The sequence below is a fragment of the Bacillus sp. OTU530 genome (assembly GCF_038440375.1).
Genome location: NZ_JASATP010000026.1, coordinates 45,739 through 69,295, shown reverse-complemented (window position 1 = coordinate 69,295; position 23,557 = coordinate 45,739). Strand labels below are relative to the sequence as shown.

The 23,557-nt window shown below is 35.6% G+C and carries 20 protein-coding genes and 1 pseudogene; 8 read left to right on the top strand and 13 right to left on the bottom strand.

What is annotated here, in order from left to right; translation table 11 throughout:
* Nucleotides 1-177: 177 nt before the first annotated feature.
* From AAHB12_RS18755 to AAHB12_RS18745, 3 genes and pseudogenes are all read right to left on the bottom strand, one after another.
* A complete protein-coding gene (locus AAHB12_RS18755; protein WP_342046448.1) occupies nt 178-1,251 on the bottom strand; it encodes a Gfo/Idh/MocA family protein in 1,074 nt (357 codons plus the stop codon).
* A gap of 1,070 nt (nt 1,252-2,321) precedes the next feature.
* Nucleotides 2,322-3,902 (bottom strand): annotated as a pseudogene (gene pyk / locus AAHB12_RS18750) (pyruvate kinase); the annotation flags it as partial.
* 765 nt (nt 3,903-4,667) lie between these two features.
* Nucleotides 4,668-5,630 carry a LacI family DNA-binding transcriptional regulator gene (locus AAHB12_RS18745; protein ID WP_342046447.1) on the bottom strand — a complete coding sequence of 321 codons (963 nt, stop codon included), beginning with the start codon at nt 5,628-5,630 and terminating at the stop codon, nt 4,668-4,670.
* A 1,166-nt stretch (nt 5,631-6,796) separates the two neighbouring features.
* Between AAHB12_RS18745 and AAHB12_RS18740 the strand changes: the two genes are divergently transcribed.
* Entirely contained in the window at nt 6,797-7,072 is a 276-nt protein-coding gene (locus AAHB12_RS18740; protein ID WP_342046446.1) for an HPr family phosphocarrier protein, read from the top strand.
* 676 nt (nt 7,073-7,748) lie between these two features.
* Complete coding sequence (mgsA, locus tag AAHB12_RS18735) at nt 7,749-8,159, top strand: methylglyoxal synthase (RefSeq protein WP_342046445.1); 411 nt, start codon at nt 7,749-7,751, stop codon at nt 8,157-8,159.
* A gap of 730 nt (nt 8,160-8,889) precedes the next feature.
* Here mgsA and AAHB12_RS18730 read toward each other — a convergent pair.
* The 8 genes from AAHB12_RS18730 to AAHB12_RS18695 form a co-directional block, all read right to left on the bottom strand.
* Complete coding sequence (locus AAHB12_RS18730; protein ID WP_342046443.1) at nt 8,890-9,030, bottom strand: hypothetical protein; 141 nt, start codon at nt 9,028-9,030, stop codon at nt 8,890-8,892.
* Nucleotides 9,031-9,347: 317 nt separating this feature from the next.
* The gene (locus AAHB12_RS18725; RefSeq protein WP_342046441.1) at nt 9,348-10,280 is read right to left on the bottom strand and encodes a phytanoyl-CoA dioxygenase family protein; all 933 of its coding nucleotides are present in this window, start codon (nt 10,278-10,280) and stop codon (nt 9,348-9,350) included.
* Between the two features lie 353 nt (nt 10,281-10,633).
* Entirely contained in the window at nt 10,634-11,614 is a 981-nt protein-coding gene (locus AAHB12_RS18720; RefSeq protein ID WP_342046440.1) for an ROK family glucokinase, read from the bottom strand.
* 392 nt (nt 11,615-12,006) lie between these two features.
* A complete protein-coding gene (locus AAHB12_RS18715) occupies nt 12,007-13,260 on the bottom strand; it encodes an MFS transporter (protein WP_342046438.1) in 1,254 nt (417 codons plus the stop codon).
* An 821-nt stretch (nt 13,261-14,081) separates the two neighbouring features.
* Nucleotides 14,082-15,005 (bottom strand): phytanoyl-CoA dioxygenase family protein, encoded by a 924-nt coding sequence (locus AAHB12_RS18710; protein ID WP_342046437.1) that lies wholly within the window; start codon nt 15,003-15,005, stop codon nt 14,082-14,084.
* Nucleotides 15,006-15,299: 294 nt separating this feature from the next.
* Complete coding sequence (locus AAHB12_RS18705) at nt 15,300-16,250, bottom strand: substrate-binding domain-containing protein (RefSeq protein ID WP_342046435.1); 951 nt, start codon at nt 16,248-16,250, stop codon at nt 15,300-15,302.
* A gap of 26 nt (nt 16,251-16,276) precedes the next feature.
* A complete protein-coding gene (locus AAHB12_RS18700; protein WP_342046433.1) occupies nt 16,277-17,284 on the bottom strand; it encodes an ABC transporter permease in 1,008 nt (335 codons plus the stop codon).
* Complete coding sequence (locus AAHB12_RS18695; RefSeq protein ID WP_342046432.1) at nt 17,284-18,804, bottom strand: sugar ABC transporter ATP-binding protein; 1,521 nt, start codon at nt 18,802-18,804, stop codon at nt 17,284-17,286. The genes AAHB12_RS18700 and AAHB12_RS18695 overlap by 1 nt, the downstream gene beginning before the upstream one ends.
* Before the next feature lie 406 nt (nt 18,805-19,210).
* Between AAHB12_RS18695 and AAHB12_RS18690 the strand changes: the two genes are divergently transcribed.
* The 6 genes from AAHB12_RS18690 to yhfH (AAHB12_RS18665) all read left to right on the top strand — a co-directional run bounded on the left by AAHB12_RS18690 (nt 19,211) and on the right by yhfH (AAHB12_RS18665) (nt 21,870).
* Nucleotides 19,211-20,143: an AraC family transcriptional regulator gene (locus AAHB12_RS18690; protein WP_342046430.1), complete on the top strand. Its 933-nt coding sequence runs from the start codon at nt 19,211-19,213 to the stop codon at nt 20,141-20,143.
* A 788-nt stretch (nt 20,144-20,931) separates the two neighbouring features.
* Entirely contained in the window at nt 20,932-21,237 is a 306-nt protein-coding gene (locus AAHB12_RS18685; protein ID WP_342046429.1) for a hypothetical protein, read from the top strand.
* A gap of 18 nt (nt 21,238-21,255) precedes the next feature.
* A complete protein-coding gene (yhfH, locus tag AAHB12_RS18680) occupies nt 21,256-21,384 on the top strand; it encodes a protein YhfH (protein ID WP_342046427.1) in 129 nt (42 codons plus the stop codon).
* A gap of 33 nt (nt 21,385-21,417) precedes the next feature.
* The gene (gene yhfH / locus AAHB12_RS18675; RefSeq protein ID WP_342046425.1) at nt 21,418-21,546 is read left to right on the top strand and encodes a protein YhfH; all 129 of its coding nucleotides are present in this window, start codon (nt 21,418-21,420) and stop codon (nt 21,544-21,546) included.
* A gap of 33 nt (nt 21,547-21,579) precedes the next feature.
* Complete coding sequence (gene yhfH / locus AAHB12_RS18670; protein ID WP_342046424.1) at nt 21,580-21,708, top strand: protein YhfH; 129 nt, start codon at nt 21,580-21,582, stop codon at nt 21,706-21,708.
* Between the two features lie 33 nt (nt 21,709-21,741).
* Entirely contained in the window at nt 21,742-21,870 is a 129-nt protein-coding gene (gene yhfH, locus AAHB12_RS18665) for a protein YhfH (RefSeq protein WP_342046422.1), read from the top strand.
* A gap of 407 nt (nt 21,871-22,277) precedes the next feature.
* Here yhfH (AAHB12_RS18665) and AAHB12_RS18660 read toward each other — a convergent pair whose 3' ends face one another.
* Both AAHB12_RS18660 and AAHB12_RS18655 read right to left on the bottom strand, forming a co-directional pair.
* Nucleotides 22,278-22,403, bottom strand: a complete 126-nt coding sequence (locus tag AAHB12_RS18660; protein ID WP_342046420.1) for a hypothetical protein — start codon at nt 22,401-22,403, stop codon at nt 22,278-22,280.
* A 32-nt stretch (nt 22,404-22,435) separates the two neighbouring features.
* Nucleotides 22,436-23,548, bottom strand: coding sequence for a GerAB/ArcD/ProY family transporter (locus AAHB12_RS18655; RefSeq protein ID WP_342046418.1), 1,113 nt, complete (start codon nt 23,546-23,548; stop codon nt 22,436-22,438).
* Nucleotides 23,549-23,557 lie beyond the last annotated feature (9 nt).

Here is a 23,557-nt window from a genome sequence, read left to right as displayed (position 1 = left end):
TCCAAGGACAGCTTATGTTTGGTTTTGAGGGGGAAATTCTTGTATTCGTTTTTAATCAAGTACAGTAAATAATTAAGATCGAACCTTTAATAACACATGATCATTGTTTTTTCTCTTGAATTACTTCTATAAATAGTTATTCCCTCTGCTGGTATAACGATATGTCATAAGATATCGCTACAGACTGGCTAAGGAGTTTATTTTCACACTTTGCCCTGATTCAGCCGATTCTATCATCGCGTAAACTATACGTAATGCTATTAGACCATCTTCCCCAGTTACTTCCGGCTCTCTATTTTGAATAATACTTTCTATAAATGAATCAATTACTCCACTGTTAATTTGATTTTCACTTGTTTGAACTGATTCAGATTCAAGTTCGTACTTTATTTTTTCCCCTTTTTTAGTTATAACTTCTAATTGAATAGAAGGATCCGTATAGATTTTTACCATTCCTTGTTCAAGATAAATTATGGTACTATTGTCTTCATCTCCATAATAACTCCAAGAAAAAGATGCTGTACCGAGCGCCCCTTTTTCTGTTTTTAAAATTCCAACAAGATTGTCACACACTTCTATCGCATTTCCATTTTCATCCTTTTTATCAAGTGCACCTTGGTAAGCGCTCACTTCGATAATTTCATCGTCTAATAAAAAACGCAACAAATCTACTTTATGAATGGCCAAATCACCGGCTACTCCAAGAAAGGATGTATCCTTTTTAAAAAACCATGTTGAGTTGCCTTTATTTACCCCCCAAAACTCAGGGCCTTTATGACCGAAGTTTGTTTTAAATGTTAATACTTTACCTAAACTACCACTTTGTATAATTTCTTTTGCCTTTTGATGAGCATTTGTAAATCGTTGATTATGAGCAATCATCAGGATTTTCCCTGTTTTTTTAGCTAAGAGTGTCATTTTTTCTGCTTCTTCTGTGGAAATTGCAATTGGCTTTTCACAAAGAACATGTTTTCCACATTCTAATGCCCATGATGTAACAATATGATGAGAATTATTTGCTGAACAATCGCTTATTGCATCAATTGTAACATCATTCATAATCTCTTCCTGGCTATATGCTACCCTCCCACCATATTTCTTAGCTAAAAGTTCAGCTCGTTCTGGATTACGGTCATAATAGACGACTTCGTTAACATTTGGATTAGCAGCATACTCAGGAGCGTGTCTAACCTTTGCAATTGATCCACAACCAATAATACCTACATTAACTTTCATTTTACCCTCCATCATCTTCTATCTCCTTTTAGGCGTAGTATCCTCTTTGATTACTTTTCTTTGAAGGGGATTTAATAAGTTTACACTTAGTTACCAACCCCATAGTAAGCAATTACATTTTAGTTTTTAAGTCTTCCTCTTTTAATTAAAGCGAAGTTCATCAGATTTTTCGTGCAGGATACCCCGACTTCAAGGAATGTGAAGGGCGTAGCCCAATGAGGAAGTCGGGGAGGAATGCGCGTTTTTGCGTAGCACAACATTCCAATGCTGCATTTCCTCCTTTACGGTATAATTTTGGATAAGAGATGAACCGTTGGGCGAATCATCGCTAAAGGCACTCTTTTTGTTCTTTGACAACCTAAGATATGAGGTTGGTTGCAGGAATACGTTGCAACCGTAAAATCTTAGACGTAACTCGTCTGCCTAGTACGTGTGGAAATTTGAGTACTGCTACTAGGCAATGCCGTGCATAACGGTTGCTACTTGAGCATGTCTCTTGTAGTAGGGCGACCGTCAACACGCCCATGATGCAGAGGACACTTCAAGGTAGGAGGTCCTAGACCGTCAGTACTGCTTGTCACTCGCAAGCCCCCACTTCAAGCGTAGCTAAGTGGTGGGTAGTTGACATAAGAGATGCTTACAAGAAAATCCTATTGTATGGAATGGGTTTCAAGTCAAGTTGAAAATATAAGATATTTTAAATATATAAGTTAAACTAAATTTTCTCGCAATACAAAGTCTTACTGAATAGAATACATTTCCCTGTAAAGGAAATATTAATGATGATTTAGTTGTTGAATAAGAAGATGCAAGAATTAAATTCAACTTATCCAGTATATTTTTGTTTTGTTTAAATAAAAATCAATGGTGTTTCCTATGACGGCAAAAAGGGTTTTAATAATTTTCTAACAAGGTAATTTCATGTAGAAATGGTAGTTAATCTTTTTCCTCGTGAAGAACAACTACATTTGATGAACTACCGTATACAAAACAAAGCCTCGCTACCATGCAGCGAGGCTTTGTTTTGTATACATATCATTTTTGTCTTTACACTAAAATTAGGAATTATTGAAAATAAGCTCTTATAAGAACAGACTCTTTTCTATTAATAACCTCATACTCTGGTCTACGCTCACAGTAACAAGAATATAGTCCTTAGTCAGTCTCTCTACTGCTTGATTGGCTATTATAAGATATCATAACTTTTTCCGCACATTTACAGCCATTTTTTTCTTTCTGACAAGTTATTCGCCAATAACTTGAATCTTCATCAAATTTGTAGCACCAGTTTCTCCAACTGGCACCCCTGCTGTGATGACAACTGTATTACCCATATTTATCATTCCTGCATCCATCCCTGTCTGGATTGCTGTTTCTAGCAGTTCGTCTGTAGAATGGACCTGTTCTGCAAGGTACGCTTGTACACCCCATACAAGGGATAACTTGCGGCATACTTGTTCATCAAATGTGACTGCTACGATTGGGGCGTTCGGACGGTATTTTGCAATCATCTTCGCCGTATAGCCACTTTCTGTTGGTGCCACGATTGCTGCTACACCTAACGCAATCGCAGTGTGTGATACAGATTGGCTGATTGCATCTGTGACGGTAGATTTTGCTTCTTTCAGGCGATCGCGGAACAAATCTTGGTATTGTAAAGAACGCTCTACTCGGGATGCAATAGTCGCCATCATCTTTACAGATTCAACCGGATAAAGTCCTGCAGCTGTTTCACCGGAAAGCATAATGGCATCTGTGCCATTAAAAATGGCATTTGCCACGTCACTGGCCTCTGCACGTGTCGGGCGCGGGTTGCGCTGCATGGAATCCAGCATTTGTGTTGCTGTGATTACCGGTTTCCCTATTGCATTGCACTTCTGAATTAAACATTTTTGCACAAGAGGTACTTCTTCCGGTGGAATTTCTACCCCCATATCGCCACGCGCTACCATCAGACCGTCAGACACTTCTAGAATTGCATCAATATTATCAATACCTTCTTGATTTTCAATCTTTGAAATGATTTGAATGTTCGTTGCGCCATGCTCTTCCAACAATTCGCGGATTTCTAATACATCAGATGCTTTACGTACAAAAGAGGCGGCGATGAAATCAACGCCTTGTTCAATTCCAAAAATGATATCTTGCACATCTTTTTCTGTGATGCCTGGAAGCTTGATGCTTACATTTGGCACATTTACACCTTTTTTATTTTTTACCATGCCGCTGTTTAAGACTTTTGTACGAATTTCGCCGTTTGCTTTTTCAAGCACTTCTAATTCAATTAAACCATCATCAATTAAGATACGTGATCCTGTTTCTACATCATCGTAAAGCCCTTCATAAGAAACAGAAAATTTCTCTGCTGTTCCTAGTACTTGATCTGTAGAAATCACCACTTCTGCACCTGTCTTCAGTTCAGCTTGTCCATTTTCAAAGTCATGAGTACGAATCTCTGGTCCTTTCGTATCCAGCAGGATCGCTACTGTCCTGTTCGCTTGCTTTGCAGCTTCACGAATACTTTGGATCCGGACTGCATGATCTTCATGACTTCCGTGTGAGAAATTGAGTCGAGCTACGTTCATTCCTGTTTCTATTAATTGTACTAACTTCTCAATACTCTCACTTGCAGGACCAATCGTACAGATAATTTTTGTTTTACGCATAATATACCTCCGCTTATTATTGGAAACGTTCCCATTTCTATGACAATCCCCAATACATGTGGATTGTCTATTCTTAAATTCAATTTATCACTTTGACAGAAAAGATACGTCAGATGATATATCGAAGTTCAGACTGTTTAATTTGTAAATTCTTCTATACATTTCTTCTTCTAATAAAAATAAAACTAGAATTCAAATTTAATAACTGCTGTTTTCATATAGGAATTAATTAACATTTTGCTATTTAACACCTAAAACATTGTGAATCACCTCCGAATATTAATATATATTTAGCGATATATTGAAAATTTGATCGAGCTAATCCTAAATGACACACAACTTAGTGAATGGCTATTATGCTTTTTTATCCACTTCTTTTTCTGCATCAAAAACTAGCCTAATTATTACTGAGTAATATGTATCATAGGAGTCTATCAACTTTTAATATTATTTAGTAGAAATAGTTGCTCTACTCACAGGAATATAGTTCCTGTTAATAACAATACTGATTTTAAACATCTCGTTTTTCATAATAACGAATAAGCTCCTTCAAGATTGCTCAGTTACCTATATCTGTCTTCCAGTGGTTTCTAGTGCAAAAGGTTAGATAATTAACTCAATATATGAATGTTACTTACCCCACCAATAATTTTTACTCATAACGAAAGCTTCACATCCAATATTGACGGTATATAAAACCCGGGTATTCCGAACTACCTTCATAATTTTTATAAAACCCAAAATTTGCACTAGAACCACTAACGTCTATACCGTCTTTCTTTCAATTAAATTAACTGATATTTCCTCATGCGAAACACTTTTATCATGGATTGCTTGCAGAAATAACTTTTGGCCCATCTCCACTAATGGGATTTCAATCGTGGTGATGTTCATCATTTTTGCTATAGGTTCATTATCAAAGCCGATAAGTGCCAGTTCATCTGGTATCGAAATATTTTGATTCTGGCAGCATGTTACAATTCCTGCAGCTACTTGATCGCTTGTTACGAGTAATGCTGATGGAGGATCACTCATTTGTTTGATTCGTTGTACGACTTGTTCACCGTCTTCGAAATATAGGCATTGATCAAAAATGTAATGAGGTTGAAATGGCTCATTATGTTTTTTTAGAAAATCCTTGTAAGCTTGTTCCCTTCGTTTACTATTCGTTCCGGATGTTCGTCCGATGCAATACCCTATTTTCTTATGGCCTTTGTTGTATAGGTATTCTAAGGCAACAGAGAAACTTTTATAATGGTCAACAAATGTTGAGGATACTTCTTGCTCCTTCGTATCTTCACATAGAACGATGGGACCATAGGGCACATATTCCTTCAGAATGGACCAATCACAAATTCTCGAACAGATAATTACAGCGTCGATTAGCTTATGCTTTAACATATCCAAAGCTTCGATTTCCCTATCTTCCTCATAATTTGTTTGAAAGATAATTAACTTATAGTTATGTTGTAAGGCTTGATTGGCTATTCCTCTAACTAACCGTGCAAAATAGGAATGATGTGAATAAGGAAGAACAACGCCAATCAAAAATGTTTTTCCTTTGCTTAAATTGACTGCATTTAGATTTTTTTGATACTTACTCATCTGAATTGCACGTAGTACTGCTTCCCTTTTGTCTTTACTAACATACGGCTGATTATTTATTACACGAGAAACTGTTGTTACTGATACTCCAGCCATCTTTGCAATATCTTTAATATTTGTCATATAATCACCTTTTCAATGTAAACTAATGCATCCCATCACTACTCCACATATCACCATACAAATATCCCTATCAATTCGATAATCGGCATCCAGGTAATCATAATAGAACTGGAAAAACTCCTCACTATCAGTATTCCCTATTTAATATTTCCACCTACCAATTAGCATGTACAATACTACTTTAGCTATAAAAAGAACAGCATTGTTAAATATTATTTATATTAATAATTAGGAAGAAAAAACGTTGTTATTTTATAGCTTGACCATAAACTACGCCTTTGAAAGCCCGCTTTTCCCCTCTTATACGGATTTAATACTTAATCAAAAATGGCCAATACTTCTAGTTCATAATTCTTATTTGGCTACTTAGATTCACATTTATTTTTAATAAACACATTCTTTTAACTACGTAAATCACTGTTCTTTTCAGTTTCATGTAGGGAAGAGATAAAATAATCATCTGGTCCTTGGAATGATGTTGCATCTGATGATTGTCCAGATACTTTTAGACAAATATATGCGCCAAATAAGTGATGGAGCATAAAGTAACAAGGTCTAGCATTACAATCTCCTCACTTGCTACTTGTTTGAATACATCGTAAATGATGAAATGCGTTCCATATCAAGAGGAACATTTTAGTTTATGCTCAATAATTTATACGCTATTCGTTCGGATCCATCATGAAAAAGCAAGGAATACACTTGAAAACGTATAGATATCATATTCAAAATCCTTCTTGCACATTTTGAGTATTTTAAAAAATATCTCTTGACTTGGAACGCATTCCATAAAATAACCTATTTTCACAGAGTCAACAGCTTTAAAAAGAAAAGATATCACTCAAATTGCTGTATATATGGAATAAGAGGCGAGATCATATGGTGAGGATAGAGTTTTTACTGGGTTTATGAGTGTGAAATTTCTTGAAAAGGATTTAATACAAAGAAAGTCTGAGCATAGAAAAGTGCGTACAAATGAAAAAGGATGTAAAGGTTGCAAAATGAGGCTGAACAAAGAATCATCTAACATAGTCAGCTAAAAGCTTTATTTACTCCTCAACCACTTTCTATTATGTGGATTTTAAACCTATCAATATTAACATAGCCGTATGACAGAATGTCCAGCCTAATTATGTATAATTCAGAAAGGATTAGGGTGAAGGGTAATGGTGATAAAAAAGATTACTGTTCAGCTCCAAAATGGACTTAATGCTCGACATACAATTAAATTCGTGCGAAAAGCTTCCTCTTTTGACAGTCAAATAAATATTATGAAGAACGGAACATTGGCCTCTGGAAGAGACATGATGGGCGTTATGAACATAGCAGTTGAAGAGGGAGAAACCATTACATTAATTGCAGACGGAAGCGATGAACAAACTGCGGCAGATGCTCTAGAAAGCTTTCTCTTGAACAAAAATTTCTCCTTTTTGACCGTATGAATAACTATCTGAGGGAGGATGAGTGTGAAGAAACAAAATCCCTTTAATTAGGAAGAACTGCCAACCCGATACTAATTTGATAACAGTCAGATAATACCTAATGGACAAACTATATTTTCATAATTCAGTGGAAACGATGGTAGTGTGAGTAATATCCGTTCATTACTCACACTACCATCATTTATTAGCACACAGATATAGTCCTAGATTAGACAGGTAATGTTAAAGAAAATCGATGATTCTTGTGAAGTTTTGAACTACCCACCACCTACTCTCTAACGTTCCTTGGGGAAGGGAAGGAGTATTCTCTCCTATTTTTGATAAAAGGCACAACCCTCCAAAAGAAAGAAATCTGTCCAAGATTAAAGGAATCTCTTCCAACAACTATTCGGTATTCCTTCGACTAAAGGAATCCCTTTACTTCCTCATATCTCCAAAAATGTTTACATCAGAACTGAGTATAGCTAAACATTGATTAGAGGAGTATACAATGATAAAAATCTACTGATACAGCTGTAATAAAAATTGTCCAGGAGCTAGATAGGAAAATTATATTATCACAAAAGGTGACATTTTTCATTCACTCCTAACAAACAAGAATGCCTTGTCATCAACCATTACTAAATACGAGTGAAGTCTACCCAAATAGCTTGAATTACGTAGGAGGAAACAAAAGATGAAAATAGCATTGATTGCACATGATAAAAAGAAAAATGATATGGTTCATTTTACAATCGCTTACCAACACATCTTGGTAAAACATGAACTTTATGCAACAGGAACAACCGGGATAAAAATTATGGAGGGAACTGGATTAGAGGTTCATCGTTTTCAATCAGGTCCACTAGGTGGTGACCAAGAAATTGGAGCATTAATTGCACAAAATAAAATGGATATGGTTATTTTCTTTCGTGACCCCCTAACTGCGCAACCCCACGAACCAGATATTTCAGCTTTAATTCGTCTCTGTGATGTATACGCTATTCCGCTCGCCACAAATATGGGAACGGCAGAAATTTTAATTCATGGCTTAATTCGTGGAGATTTAAAATGGCGTTCTATTCTTCATGAACAGCAAGGTGAATAAATAATAAATTAGTATTTTAACACTATACTCTTGTAAACACTGTTGGAATTAGTGTTTGTATCTTAGCCAACAATGTTTTGGTGTTCCACAATTTCAACGAAATAAAAATCCCCGTTATGGACTGTTTTAAATATTTGCTTGAGCAGGACTAGTTCCTGCTTTTTTCGTTTCTCTGAAACGCTATGAATTCCCCTTGATATTAAACGTAATCATACGGTGTAAAAGTTGGATGTTACCGATACTTCTTCGTCAAAAAACCTTTCCCCACCCAAAGCTTCTTTAAGAGATCAGTTAAGAATTTCATTCATTATACAGATTCACTCTTCAGCACTGCGTAAGCAGCAAGGAAGCGTCTTTCTTGGAATATGCAAATGAAGACCGACAGCCTCTGAAATTTCCATGTTCTTCTCTTTGCTCCCTCTTTCTTTTGTATGCAGTATACTTCAATTTCTTTATCCAGGTGGATGATTCATTTATGAAGGCTCATTTGTATACACCGACATTTTATTTTTTTCTATATTGCCGCTAATCTTCTATCACCTAAAACACGTAAGAACCACACTAACTTTCCACAAACAATTACAGATTATGCCTTCTAATTTGAAAAATGCAAAAACTCACTTTCCATAATTAGGTACTACATTATATTTAGAGGAGATGAACACCACAGAGATTCTGAATAAGTATCATTTTGTACAGAGGATAAGCTTAGTGGAAGGATGCATAATAATTAAAAGATAGAGTTTCTCTCCATAAAGATAAGATCAATGCCCGATTCAATCGAACGTAAAAAATGATTTTGCAGAACTAGCTCTTCAAGGAAAACTGTAACACCCTTATTCATCATAATGATTTTTAGTACTTCCATCATAGGACATCTCTACTCTCCTCGACTTTTTATTAAAATTAACAAGGAATAAGGATTCAGGCACAACCTATAAAAAATCACCTTTCATTTCTCATTAAGCAAAGGTGACTTTTTTTGACCGATAGTAATGTTAAAAATTATTGTTTGATATTTCTATCAAGTCATGTTTTCATCAGAATAGATATAAAGGGAGCCGCTTCACTTATAACATGAAGATGACTCCCCTTTATTTATTACATAGTTCAATCATTTTCCTGGCATGCTAGTGAGTAAAATGACTTTGCTACTTGCCAGCGGAAATTTATATATCGAACTCTACTTTACCATTTTTTAAGTCCTAACAGCTTTTCACCTAGTTCACTCAGTTCAGCGCGTTCGTATTTTTCTTGTTCCCAATTTCGAGGATCTCCTGGGAAAGCAGCACCTTCTGGAATCAATCTTTCGCTCCATTGTTTAATTCTCCATTCCTTTAGTTCCTCATTGTCTTCCTGTGCTGGGAACATAGAAATGTATTGGTGAATATTCGCAGTATCTGATACATTTTTACGTAAACCATGCGGCTGCATAACATGGAATATTAATAAGTCACCTGCATTCAGCGTTACTGGAGTTGGTGTAAAGCCCGTATAATCTGGATGGTACGGATCGCGATCTGCTGGTTGCGTTTTTACCCACTCATCAAAGTTTCTATATAACTCGGGGATCACGCTCAATCCACCATTTTCTACATCTGTATCTGTTAAGAACAGAATCCCTTGTACATTCACTGGTAGTGGATCTAATGAAGTGTTGCCGTCCCAGTGGATAAACCCTTCAAATTCGAAACCTGGTTTATTTGGGAAGCTTAGGTTACATCTGTCAATTGTTGTCCATAATTTCTCTGTTCCCCAAATATCTACAAATGCATCGTATACTTTTTGATAGGAACGATTATCCCAGAAGTATTGATGGTTATATAGCTCTACCATTCCAGCTCCTCGAAGCTCTGGCATTGTATGTTCACGTCGTGGAGCTGTGTACCAAGTGGAAGGATCATTAGGGTCCTTTTCTTCAAACTCCCAAATGAGATTCACTGTTCGGTCAATATATTCTTTCGGAACAACGTTACGAACGACTACATATCCGTTTTCTTTCCAAAATTTAAATTCCTCTTCCGTTAATACTCGTAATGGCTCGTTATTTGGGCGTTCATTTAATGGCTGCGTAATTTTTAATGCATCGTGGTTGCCTTGGTTTTTTACAGCTTTATTCATGTGAAATCCTCTCCTCATTTATCTTGTTTTTGCACTCGTTGAAAATGTTTACAACCTTATGAGAATAGGATATTTTATGGAACGCATTTCATATCAAGTGTTTTTCAAAAATTTTTTTAAAAAAGTTTTTATATGATTTTTTTCAATGGTTGATAAATTTTTATCAACCAATTCATTTTTCTCTTTTGATAAAAAATAGCCCTTCACCAGACCGAAATTGGTCAGGCGAAGGGCTATTTTTTATAGTTTGACAAGCAACTTTGAACAGCAGCTGCATTTATCCACTCATTGAAACGTACAATATCCTTGTAAAGTAAAAAAGTGAATTCAAAGAGATGGACTTAGACACCTTATCAATACTGGCTGTTTATAAACCTCTGCTTTGCTAACCAAGCACCACCAATGACACCAGCATCATTACTTAATGTTGCAATGGCTAACTCTGTACCCTGTGCTACTCTCGGAAAAGCAAAACGAGTAAATTGCTCTTTCAATGGAACCAATAATATATCGCCTGCTTTGGAAACACCACCGCCAATGACAATTTTCTCGGGGTTCAAGGCATTTGCTAGATTTGCTAATGATAAACCTAAATGAAAAGTGACATGTTCAATTATTCTTCCGGCCAATTCATCCCCCTCATTAGCCACCTCAAACACTAATTTAGACGATAGCGTTTGATGTTCATGATAAAACTCCCTCAATTTACTAGGTATATGATTGCAGACTATCTCTTCTATAGTTAAACGTACAATGCCTGTAGCTGATGCTATTGTTTCAAGACATCCTGTTTTTCCACAATTACAAAGAGCCCCACCCTCTGCAATAGAGGTAATATGGCCAACTTCACCACCGGATCCATTTACACCGTGTACAATTTCACCATTAGTAATGATTCCTCCTCCAACACCTGTTCCTAACGTAACACAGATCAAATCCTTTGCTCCTTCTCCAGCACCCTTCCACATTTCCCCAATGGCTGCAGCATTGGCATCATTATCAACAACAACAGGTAAAGATGTTTCCATTTCCAAAAGATCTTTTAAGGGGAAGTTCTCCCATCCTAAATTAACTGCTACATCAATAGCACCATTTCGAAAATTAACAGGACCTGGAGCCCCTATCCCAATACCAATTAACTTACCTTTATTTTGGCCCAATTCATCTAATGTTTGGTCAATCGATTTAGCTATATCAGTTGGTATATGATGGCCTTTTTCACTTTTATTTGTTGGAACTTCCCATTTGTGAATGATCTCACCATTTTGATTGATAAACGCTATTTTAATCGTAGTACCACCTAGATCCACACCCACTAACCATTTTTCATACATAATAACTTACCCTCTTTTGACTTTAGATTTTAAATTTTCACACTGAATCAACAAGTATATTCATTAATAAAAGTATAATATCGGCACGCAAAAAAGTTCCCTTATAAGCAGCTAGAAATAACCTACAAGGGGTATGGTGCAATAGGAATTTATCTCCTTAAAAGTGAAGTCTAATCCTTACTCCCATGAACATATCGAAGAAATACATTTTAAAAGCTCAGGTACCATAACGAGCACCTGAGCTTTACTATCTTCTAAACAGCTACGAACACAAATTTCCTTAAATGCTTCGCCTAATGGAGCAACAATACACGTTTCCTTATGTTTTTCTAAATTAAACTATCTTTTCTGCACTAAAAGGAACGTCAAATACAGTTGAGTTTTAGCCTCCGTTAAGCTCGTAAGCGCTCTTGCTCATCAACACGTTCGTTGCTTGCAAAAGATTTCTTTTTATCCTTAAAGAAGAAAAAGAAGACTACCGCAACTACTAGCGCAATCGCTGCAGGATACATCCAGAAAATTTTCCATTGTGGAAGAGAAGCTGCTCCTTGTTCTGTGACCGTTTGATTAAACAGATTTCCTGCGATAAACGATCCAACAAACATGCCAATCCCTTGAGTAAACATGATTAATAACCCTTGTGCTTGACTCTTGATTTTTGCTGTTGCCATTGTATCCGTATAGATATACCCGGATACAAAGAAAAAGTCCCAACACAATCCATGTAAAGCGATAGCGATATACATAAATACTGTGATTGTTGAAGGTTCAGCGAAGGCAAACAATGACATGCGCATTACCCATGCAATCATTCCAATGAGGAACATGTATTTGAAACCCAAAAAACGGAAAGCTACAGGTATTAACAGCATGAATACAATTTCAGACACTTGGCCAATCGTCAAAACAGATGAAACATTTTCTATTCCCGCATCACCAAGAAATACGGAAGCAAAAGAGATATACGATGCATGGTCAATGAAAAGTAAAACCGTGCAGATGATAAACACTAAATAGTAACGATTTTTTAATAAGCTCAATGCATCCAGACAAAGGAAGTCACGCATTGAAAACGGTTTCCCTTTAGCCGGTGCTGGGGTATTCGGTAATGTAAAGCAGTATACTCCAAGGATAACAGATACAACAGCGCCAATTTGGATAGAGACTGGACTTCCTGAATAACCAAGACTTCCAATTAACACACCTGCAACGATAAACCCTACCGTTCCGCACACACGGATGATTGGGAAACTTTTCATAGAATCTTTTACATTATGGAAGCTTACATTATTCGTTAAGGAATACGTGGGATTAAAGCACAACATATACAAAAACATAAGCCATAAAAAAGCGGTTCCATTACCTGCATAGATTTGTGCTGGAAGAAACCATAACACGATTGCTCCTACAATGTTCACAATCCCTAACACTTTTTGAGACGGAAAGAATCGATCCGTAATCATACCTAGGAAAAGTGGAGAAATCAAAGCAGCAATACCACCTATCGAGTATGCAGTTCCAATAATAGATGATAGCCCATGCTGACTCAGGATATAACCTAAAGTAGCAAACCATGTGCCCAAGACAAAATACTGCAGGAACATCATAGCTGAGAGACGTGGGATGATTAATACATTACGTTGCATATTTTTCACTCCTACTGATAAAATTAAGTATTTCTTTTTTAAAATTCAGAAAATAAAAAACCAATGTATACCATTAAGCACCTTTATTTACCTTCTTTAGAATTGGTATTCCAATTCCTCCTCATAACACGCATAAGATATAAAAACATCTCAAAAAATGTTTTTAAATATTATTTTTTAAAAATTATAAAAGTTTTGACTTTTCACCTTTGATTCTTCTTCAATAAAATTCCCACTCATTAGTTCATTAACGGTCTCATTTCCATTAAGAGGAAACGATTACAAAATAATCCATCGTTTTGTTCCTCTGGAACTTCATTCCCATAGTAATTTTCTTTCTATCTAATTTTAAGATGATGTTTTCCCTTTTCATACGCTCTCCCCTCTTATGATATCTATCTCTATTGCCAACATTAACACTATGCAAACAGGGTATTCTATGGAACGCGTTCCAAGTCAAGCATACTTTTCAAAAAATCAGTGAACTTTTTGATGTAAAATTTATACATCAAAAAAATTAGGTAATAGACGACATGAAATTTCCACATGTGTCTATGGAAACTACGAAAACAAAAGTAAGGAAGTGGAGAAATCTCAGTGTTTTCACCCATAAAGTATATAGATGAAAGAATTCGAAAAAGGCGATATTAGCGCTTAGGGTTCTGTAGGGATTAAGCCATAGAAAAAGTCTTCTAACACAGATATAAAAGAGGATAATAAGAATGTGTTTCTTTGATAATACCATTTAGATACGTATATCACGGCTGGAAATTCAATATATTCCCAGCCGCACTCCTTGAAACGGTATACCAAACCCTACTTTACCATTTTTTGAGTCCCAGTAATTTTTCACCTAGTTCGGTTAATTTAGCTCTTCCATATTTAGTTTGTTCCCAACTTCGGGGGTCACCTGGAAAAGCATATCCATCAGGTTTAATTCTTTCACTCCAAGAATTTATTCGAGACTCTTTCAGTTCTTCGTTTTCTTCTTGAGCAGGGAACATCGAAATATATTGTGCTAATCGAGGTTTCTCAGAAAAATTCGGACGAATCCCATGAGGTTGCATACTATTAAAAATGAGCAAGTCTCCAGCCTTTGTTACTACTTTTGTTGGTGTAAAACCTGTTGTATCTGGCTTATAGGGATCTCGGTCGGCAGGCTGTGTTTTTACCCATTCGTCAAAAGTTCTATAAAGTTCTGGAATACACTGGAACCCTCCCATATCAGTATCTGTATCAACTAAGGCTAAAACCCCCTGGACACTAACAGGAATCGGATTTAGAGAAGTATTTATATCCCAATGAATGAATCCCTTATACTCATGGCCCTGTTTGATTGGAAGATTTAAATTGCATCGGTCAATGCTCACCCATAGTTTTTCAGTTCCCCAAATATCAACAAAAGCATTATAAATTTTCTCATACATGCGGTTATCCCATAAATATTGATGATTATATAGTTCAACCATCCCAGTGTTTGTAAGCTCCTTCATCTGCATTTCACGGCGTGGCGCGGTATACCAAGTAGATGGATCATCAGGATCTTTTTCTTCAAACTCCCAGATCAAATTTACAAGCCTGTCGATATGTTCTTTTGGAACTGCCTCACGGATAATGACATAACCATTTTCTTTCCAAAACTCCCATTCTTCTTCACTCAATACTCTTAACGGCTCATTATTCAAACGTTCATTTAATGGAGTTACAATTTCAAGAATGTTATTTAGATTTTTTTCCATTTTCATTTGAAATTCCTCCCAGCATTTTTGTGAATCAGGCAACACAGGGTATTCGTCTTGCTAAGATTTGATAAAAAATTAGCAAATTCATATAGTGTTAACAATTATTTTTTTGTCAAGATTATCGAAAGTCGATATTTATACGTTGTAAAACAGAATAGAAACTAAAAACATGAACTGTTCTCTATGTCCCCTAAAGAGAAAGAGAAAGAGAGGATACTATTCTCATCGCACACTCTCTTTCTCCTACATTTTTGTGGATAGACTGAATGATTACATTAATTTTTAATACCTAAAGGCTTATTTTCCTTTAAATTGGTCTAGATTCTCTTTTGTAACTAATTGGAAAGGAATCGTGTTCTCTTTCTCCACTTTCTCTCCCTTTGCCGCCTTATACGCTACTTCAACTGCCGTTTTCCCTTGTGCATCCACATCTTGGAATACAGTTGCGGATAATTCTCCTGCTCCAATTGAATTAAAAGCATCTGGTATTCCATCAATTCCAATGACTTTTATATCCTTTAATTTCCCTGCTGCACTCACTGCTTTGATTGCGCCTAGGGCCATTTCATCATTTTGTGCAACAATCGCATCTAGTTTCTGTGATTGCAACCAGTTTTCTGTCAATTTAAGCGCTTCCTCACGTGACCAGTTTGCTGTTTGCTCAGCAGCGACTTTAATATCAGGGTAACCTTTTAAGACTGCTTTATTTCCTTCAGTTCTGTTAACCTCTGCAGAGTTCCCGTTAGGTCCATGAATAATCCCAATCGTTCCTTTCCCGCCTAACAATTCTGCAATATGCCTCATTTCTATTTTTCCAGCCTCAACATCGACAGATCCGACATGTGCTGTAGCTTTATCCTCATTAGAAACAACTGCTAACACTGTTATAACTGGAATTTTTGCTGCTGCAGCTTGTTCAACTACTGCGGCACTACCGTTTTTATCAGCTGGATTTAAAATAATCGCATCTACTTTCTGATTGATTAGATTCTCTACTTGGTTAATTTGATTTTCAGCCTTTCCTTGTCCATCTGATTCTATTAATTCAACACCTGAGGATTTCGCATATTGTCTAATAGAGTCTTGTAAGTTAACAATATATTCATTTTGTAAATTTTGGTATAGGACACCTATCTTTATCTTACCTTTCGCAGTTCCACTTACTTTCTCGTCTGATTTGCCAGAACATCCACTCAAAATACTGAGAAGCAACAATAAAATTACAGCCAATGCTTTTACCTTTCCCATACACTCACCTCTTAGTTTTTTAATGTTTAACGTTGATTCTTTTTATCTAGAAGAATGGCAATGACAATGATAGCTCCTTTTAAAATTTGTTGATAATAAGAGGAAACATTCAGTAAGTCTAGACCATTATTCATTACACCAATAATTAGTACCCCTACGACGGTACCCATAATGCTTCCTACGCCGCCCAGTAAGCTGGTTCCTCCAATCACGACTGCAGCAATAGCATCAAGCTCATATCCCTGTCCTAACACTGGGGATCCCGACATAATCCGGGATGAGAGGATCATTCCTCCAACTCCTGCTAATATTCCTGCAATAGCGTATACACCAATTTGGATGGAAGTTACTCGAATACCTGATAATTTAGCAGCCTGTTCATTTCCTCCAGTAGCAAACACATATCTTCCAAATACAGTAAAGTTAAGAAGGAATGTCCCAATTAAAACAATGGCAACGAAGATAATAATAGGAATAGGCAGATGTAAAAAGGAACCGCTTCCAATATTGTTATATGACTCACTAAGCCCGATAACAGGTCTACCTTCCGTATAAACCATAGCTAATCCGCGTGCCGCAGTCATCATTCCTAAAGTTGCAATAAATGGGGATACTCTCCATTTAGCAACTAAAATACCATTGGTTAATCCACAGGCTAAACCAACCATAATCCCAACAATAACCGGAATAAATAAAGAATAACTGCTGTCTACCTTGGCAAAGCTTGTAGCAACGACGGCTGAAAGTGCCATAATAGATCCAATAGAAAGGTCAATCCCTCCAGTCATAATAACGAAGGACATTCCAATAGACACAATACCTATAATAGATACTTGGCGTAAAATATTAATAATATTGGTCGTAGTTAAAAACGACTCTGAGGTAATAGATAAGGTTATAAACAGGATGGCGAAAGCAATATAAATACCGTATCTAGCAAGAAGTTTCCCCGTACTCCCTTTCTTTATTACAGCTCGCGAATTTGCTAAGTCTAGTACACTAGATTTTACTACTTCTTCTTTTTGAAGGTTCATCAAATTTTTTCCCCTTTCTGAATTCCTGCACAGCATGCCATGACCTTCTCTTGATCGAACTCGTCCCTTTCAAACTCTCCCGTTAATCTGCCTTCACTCATGACAATAATTCGATCACAGATTCCAAATAATTCAGGCATCTCAGAGGAAATGACAATGATGGATTTCCCCATTGCTGCATAATCACTAATGATTTTATAAATTTCTGATTTTGCCCCAATATCTATTCCTCGAGTCGGCTCATCCAATATCAATACATCAGGATTATTCAATAGCCATTTAGCAATAACAATTTTCTGTTGATTACCACCACTTAAATTCTTTACTAGCATGTTCCGATTTGGCGTTTTAATCCTTAATGAGTGTATTTGTTCATCTACTACACTATGTTCTCTTCTTCGAGAAATAATATTCTTAAAGAAAGAGAACTCCCTCAAATTAACTAAACTAATATTATCTCTCACTGATCCTGCTAAATTTAAACCTGTTTGTTTTCTATCTTCAGTCACTAGGGCTATGCCATTCTTAATAGCTTGTCCTGGGCGCTTATGAGTTACCTTTTTTTGATTAAGATAAATTTCTCCACCTTGTGGAGGATGAATACCAAAAATACTTTCTACTACTTCTGTTCTTCCTGCACCAACAAGCCCAGCAATACCAAGTACTTCTCCTTGATGGAGGGTAAATGAAATATTTTCAAAACGGCCTTTCCGTGTGAGGTTTTTCACATCCATGAATACGCTGTCATTTTTGGATGTTGTCATTTGATAGACGTCCTTTAATTCCCTCCCAACCATTAAGGAAATAAGCAAATCCTGATTTAAATCTTTTGCTTGTTTACTATCCACATAAGTTCCATCTCTTAAAATGGTAATCTCATCTGAAATTTTAAAAATCTCTTCCATTTTGTGAGAGATATAAATAATAGCTTTTCCCTGGGATGTGAGCATTTTAATAAGGTTAAACAGCTTTTCGACTTCTCTGTCAGTGATAGCTGAGGTTGGCTCATCCATTACAATAATATCTGCATCATTAGAAACCGCCTTCATTATTTCTACCATTTGCCTATCAGATACAGACAGATCCGCCATCTTTTTATTCGGACTTAAGTCAATATTCAGTTTTTGAAATAACTCAAGGGCTCTTTCTTTTTGTTCCTTCTTGTTAATTACCTTATACTTACCAAAGCATGGCTCTCTACCAAGAAAGATATTTTCTGCAACAGTCAGTTCGGGAACATAGCTTAACTCTTGATGAATCATACTAATTCCATGATGTAAGGCATCACGTGGATTGTTAAACTCGACTTTTTCCCCCTTTAAAAATAGTTCTCCCTTATCCGGTTTATGGATACCAGCTAGAATCTTCATAAGTGTAGATTTACCGGCTCCATTTTCCCCCATAAGTGCATGAACGCTTCCTTTTTTCACATTTAAAGAAACGTTATCAAGGGCTTTCACGCCTGGGAATGACTTGGAAATATTTTTCATCTCAAGAACATAGTCATTCTTTTTTTCCACCCAACAGTTCACCCCTTCTATTCGAATTTTTCATCAGTACAAATCTTCAGATTAGTCTGACTAGTTAGGATTCTACTATTGCCAAAGTATTTACACAATTAACTATCGTGCTAAGTTGATTATAAAAACTATAATATCTTGCTACCTAATATTGTCATTCAGGCTTGAAAAGGTTATAAATTAGATTGATTAATGAGTAGTTTTTTAAAATTCAGAGGGAAGATTCGAAAAATTGCATAAAATTAACATTTTGCAAAAGAAAGATTTTATGCAAAATAAACAAAAAGGATATAAAACTCCGTTTATCAAGAAAAGTCTAATATGTTGTTACAACTAAATACAAACTCTAATATCTTGTTATTTAAGATATTATCTTGGCTCAACAGATAAGATGGGGAGGGAAATTATGGAGCGTTTTAACCGTAAAGATAAAAATCTTAATGTGGAATATTGGGATACACCTTTAAAATTCAAAAAACTCCCAGTACTTGCGTACGCCGGGCAGGTGGGTGGAAATCCGAATTGGAATTTTCCAAGCCACAAGCATGATGATTTAAGTGAGATTATTTATATCTGTGAAGGAGAAGGAACTTTTATTATTAATAATACACACTATACTGCCAAAAAAGGGGATATTCTCATATACAATCCGGGGATTATGCATGAAGAGTACTCGAATCCAGAAAAACCTCTCAAGACACTTTATTGTGGAATCTCTAGTCTAGCTATTGATCAATTGAAAGAACTTTGTATAATACCTTTAGATCTCCAGCCAATTATCCAAAAGAATCGCTACTCAGATTTGATTGGAACTTATTTTTCAAATATTTTTGAGGAATCCTCCCTTCAAGCTGCTGGCTTTGAAATTATTTGTCAGGGTTTACTATCGTCCTCAATTACTTTAATTCATAGGGCTATTCAATTACAAAATATTAAAAGTAATACACAAGAATTCACTTCACTTTCCCATCGTATAAAAGAATTTATTGATAAAAATTATAAAAAAAATATAAAGTTGGAAGACATAGCTGATGAACTATATATTAATAAGTATTACCTATCCCATGTCTTCAAAGAACAAATGCAAATGACCCCTATTAATTACCTAATTAACCGACGAATCGGAGAAGCAAAAAGCTTGTTGGTTTCGACCGATTTAAAAATTGGAGAAATTGCAAAAATTATAGGTTACGATAATCCAAATTACTTTACGTTATTATTTAAAAAAGTGACCAAAGAGACACCCAAGCAATTTAAAGCTAACCATAAAAAAAATCTATTTTATCATAAAAATTCCGAATCTACAGTAAATTCTATTCTTGACGGAGAAAGAGCATAAAAAACATCTGTATATCTGTTATGTTGAGTGCACCATTAACCAATGTAACGAGGTATACAGATGTTTTTTTATTCTATCAATTTTCTCTTAAATCCATGAGAGTTATAGTAATTTTCCAATGCGGTTGTGACTTTATTTTCTTGTACATACCTTCAATCCTTTACTGAGCTTTCCAAAATAGATCCACTTTTTAGAATTGAGGCTGTCCCCCAGATCAGATAATAGTCCTTGGTAAAGATTCATACTCCTCCTATGGAAAGCGAAAAATATCTCATATGCTAGAATGCCAACTTTACGTAATTTGTAAATATCTGAAGAGAAAATGTTTTACCAACACTAAGTTCTCTAATTGCTGCATCGATGATACTTGGCATTTTAGATAATTCATTTTTATTTTGGACAGATTTCACCTTATTGAAGCTATCCTTTTTCAGTTATAACCGTCTCCTTAAGTGGATTTAAATTATGTATTAATTTTTTAAAAAAAACACTTGATATGAAATGCGTTCCATAAAATATGCTGTTTTTACAAGGTAATCACCACAAAATTTCAAGTTCATCACAATGGAAATGGTGATAACCTTATCCCAAGCATGTTTTACAGAGAGGGGATACTTAGTGAAGAAGCTAAAGTAACCATAAAAAACACAAAATCTAACATAAAGATTGTTTTTCTAAAATGATTAGAATCTTTCACTGAAAAGAAAACGCTTTATTTTTTCAAAAAACTGATTCATGTTGTATAAGAAACCCATAACACAAATACTCAGTTTAAGGAGGGGATACTATTGTTAAAAGTTTGCGAAAAACATATTAAAAAGGCTATAGAAGTATTAAATGTACCTCATATACAGAGATTGTCTCAAAAATATCAGAAACATACATGCGTTTTCTGTGGTGAACCAGCTCACTTTAGACTCTTTTATAGTATACCCATAGAAAATTCCTTATTCAAAATTAGAAAGCCGGAATTCTTTAAGGATTTATCTGATAAAAAATGTGCGAAGTACAGTACAGAAATGCAAGAACAGCAGGAATGCCGTACCAATGAGTATGAAAAATGCACAAAAGTCAATGAGACCACCTACGCTTAAAAATTGGAGATGATGAAAATGTTGATGAAAATGACTGAGTTCTTTAAAAATTTGCCTCGTAAAAAATGTGCAAACTGCGGCACGGAAATCGAAGAACAACATGAATGCTACTCTAATGAATGTACTAAATGCTCTAAAATCGCTTAAACTGACTACGCTAATAAACAGGAGGGAATCAATATGTTAGTGAAAATGACTGAGTTCTTTAAAAATTTGCCTCGTAAAAAATGTGCAAACTGTGGTAAGGAAATTGAAGAACAACATGAATGCTACTCTAATGAGTGTACTAAATGCTCTAAAATCGCTTAAATTAACTACGCTTATAAATAGGAGGGAATCAATATGTTAGTGAAAATGACTGAGTTCTTTAAAAATTTGCCTCGTAAAAAATGTGCAAACTGTGGCACGGAAATTGAAGAACAACATGAATGCTACTCTAATGAGTGTACTAAATGCTCTAAAATCGCTTAAATTGACTACGCTAATAAACAGGAGGGAATCAATATGTTAGTGAAAATGACTGAGTTCTTTAAAAATTTGCCTCGTAAAAAATGTGCAAACTGTGGCACGGAAATCGAAGAACAACATGAATGCTACTCTAATGAGTGTACTAAATGCTCTAAAATTGTTTAGATATAGTTAATCAATAATTTAATACAAAGAGTTGAAGACGTATTGCTAATAGAAAACTGTCTAAAAATCAGAGGGGATTCTTAAAATAATGAATAATGAGATAGTTTGTAAATGACCTTGTAAATCCTCCAAAAGAATAACAAGGTCATTTATTATTACCTTACATTCATTTTTGAAAATTCCTTGTTACAAAAACAATATATATTTTCTCCATTCTTGCTTAACCCCTTATTAACAATTAAAGGAAGCACTTCCATAATCGTCTCTTTTCTGAATCCGGACTGAAGGAATTATAATATACTGTTTGTCAGCATTTTTCTTTTAGTTATGAAGTTGCTACAAGAAAAGAAGGGTTCTTCTTAATAGACATTGATAAACCAATTTATACAACTTCAATAATGAATTAATTACTTCTTGCTTCGCTTCCATGAAACGATTGATAAAGGAATAGAGAGAATAGCAAAAAATGCAGGCAACGCCCACGGATAATACATCAGTACTTGAGATTGCCATGGCCATAGATACTTATTCATTTTCTATATTACAACTCCTTGTATTTTTCCACTTACCCCAATTGACTATTTCGTTTTTGTGACCATTTTTTTCGTATCAGTGTTACGATTAACAGTAAACTTGGCAAAAAGATGTACAATAAGGGAGATAACAATGTATCACGTGTAAGCTTGTCAAAAATATACAGGTGTTCATTGATATTTGTTGACATGGTCATACCTAACAAATAGAGAATAAAAGCGACAGGGACGATTAATGGGCGACTACTACGCATATTCATTAACAGCTGAATCGATCGTACTGCAACAAAGAAGTAAATGGTGATTTTAACATAGGCTGTAATAATCATATTTAAGGCAATAATTGCATCTAAATTCTCCAAAAATTCAGCAACTGATATTTGCCTTACTAATAAATAGAGAGGATAAGACGTACGTTCGACGAGATCTTCCCCCAAAACAGCAATTTGTATCAGGCTAAAGCAGCTAACAATTAACCCGGATATTATAGTAGCTAATATAGTTATCTTTCTAATTTTTTTTTGCTTCGTTACTAATGGCCAGATTACGGCCAATATTAAAGTCTCGGAAAATAATTGGGATATACCCACTGGCCATACCGACGTCCAAATCCTTTCCCATCCTTCTCCTAAAACAGGAAGCGCATCTTGAAAATTGACAACTCCTGAACTGAAAAGCAGAATTATTTCTAACACGAGAAACAATAATATCACTGGTAGCGTGTATTCTGTAAACCGTGCTAACACTTCTATTCCAGAAAATAAGCAGTGCACAATAACCAGTAACATGGCTGCCACCACAAACGCTGAAGGGGTGTCAGGCAGAAGAGTGGATGGAATTAACGAATTCAAATCAGAAATTGTACGCCCCCCAGAATACAAAAATTGAAGGGGATACAACCATGCAATAGGCATGCCTAACCACCGACCAAATTGTGCAGGAAACCATTCAACAATCGTTAAACCCGGGTTTCGCTCCATAAGATCGAGGTGTAGTAAAACAATGAATATACTCAAAACAGTACAGATTAAAATCGCAAGCCATGCATCTCGACCTGCAAGTGAAGCAAAACCAAATATGATGTTAGTACCTACCTGAAAAAATATAGTCATTGTAAAAAGTTGAAAAATAGAGATTCGCTCCATGCACTCCCC

What these genes read in the sequence shown, in the direction of transcription:
- yhfH (WP_342046424.1), top strand. Translation starts at nt 21,580, where the DNA reads ATGTTAGTGAAAATGACTGAGTTCTTTAAAAATTTGCCTCGTAAAAAA.
- AAHB12_RS18755 (WP_342046448.1), bottom strand. Translation starts at nt 1,251, where the DNA reads ATGATGGAGGGTAAAATGAAAGTTAATGTAGGTATTATTGGTTGTGGA.
- AAHB12_RS18715 (WP_342046438.1), bottom strand. Translation starts at nt 13,260, where the DNA reads ATGCAACGTAATGTATTAATCATCCCACGTCTCTCAGCTATGATGTTC.
- yhfH (WP_342046427.1), top strand. Translation starts at nt 21,256, where the DNA reads ATGTTGATGAAAATGACTGAGTTCTTTAAAAATTTGCCTCGTAAAAAA.
- AAHB12_RS18730 (WP_342046443.1), bottom strand. Translation starts at nt 9,030, where the DNA reads ATGATGGAAGTACTAAAAATCATTATGATGAATAAGGGTGTTACAGTT.
- yhfH (WP_342046425.1), top strand. Translation starts at nt 21,418, where the DNA reads ATGTTAGTGAAAATGACTGAGTTCTTTAAAAATTTGCCTCGTAAAAAA.
- AAHB12_RS18655 (WP_342046418.1), bottom strand. Translation starts at nt 23,548, where the DNA reads ATGGAGCGAATCTCTATTTTTCAACTTTTTACAATGACTATATTTTTT.
- AAHB12_RS18660 (WP_342046420.1), bottom strand. Translation starts at nt 22,403, where the DNA reads ATGAATAAGTATCTATGGCCATGGCAATCTCAAGTACTGATGTATTAT.
- AAHB12_RS18725 (WP_342046441.1), bottom strand. Translation starts at nt 10,280, where the DNA reads ATGAATAAAGCTGTAAAAAACCAAGGCAACCACGATGCATTAAAAATT.
- yhfH (WP_342046422.1), top strand. Translation starts at nt 21,742, where the DNA reads ATGTTAGTGAAAATGACTGAGTTCTTTAAAAATTTGCCTCGTAAAAAA.
- AAHB12_RS18710 (WP_342046437.1), bottom strand. Translation starts at nt 15,005, where the DNA reads ATGAAAATGGAAAAAAATCTAAATAACATTCTTGAAATTGTAACTCCA.
- AAHB12_RS18705 (WP_342046435.1), bottom strand. Translation starts at nt 16,250, where the DNA reads ATGGGAAAGGTAAAAGCATTGGCTGTAATTTTATTGTTGCTTCTCAGT.
- AAHB12_RS18700 (WP_342046433.1), bottom strand. Translation starts at nt 17,284, where the DNA reads ATGAACCTTCAAAAAGAAGAAGTAGTAAAATCTAGTGTACTAGACTTA.
- AAHB12_RS18720 (WP_342046440.1), bottom strand. Translation starts at nt 11,614, where the DNA reads ATGTATGAAAAATGGTTAGTGGGTGTGGATCTAGGTGGTACTACGATT.
- AAHB12_RS18690 (WP_342046430.1), top strand. Translation starts at nt 19,211, where the DNA reads ATGGAGCGTTTTAACCGTAAAGATAAAAATCTTAATGTGGAATATTGG.
- mgsA (WP_342046445.1), top strand. Translation starts at nt 7,749, where the DNA reads ATGAAAATAGCATTGATTGCACATGATAAAAAGAAAAATGATATGGTT.
- AAHB12_RS18740 (WP_342046446.1), top strand. Translation starts at nt 6,797, where the DNA reads ATGGTGATAAAAAAGATTACTGTTCAGCTCCAAAATGGACTTAATGCT.
- AAHB12_RS18745 (WP_342046447.1), bottom strand. Translation starts at nt 5,630, where the DNA reads ATGACAAATATTAAAGATATTGCAAAGATGGCTGGAGTATCAGTAACA.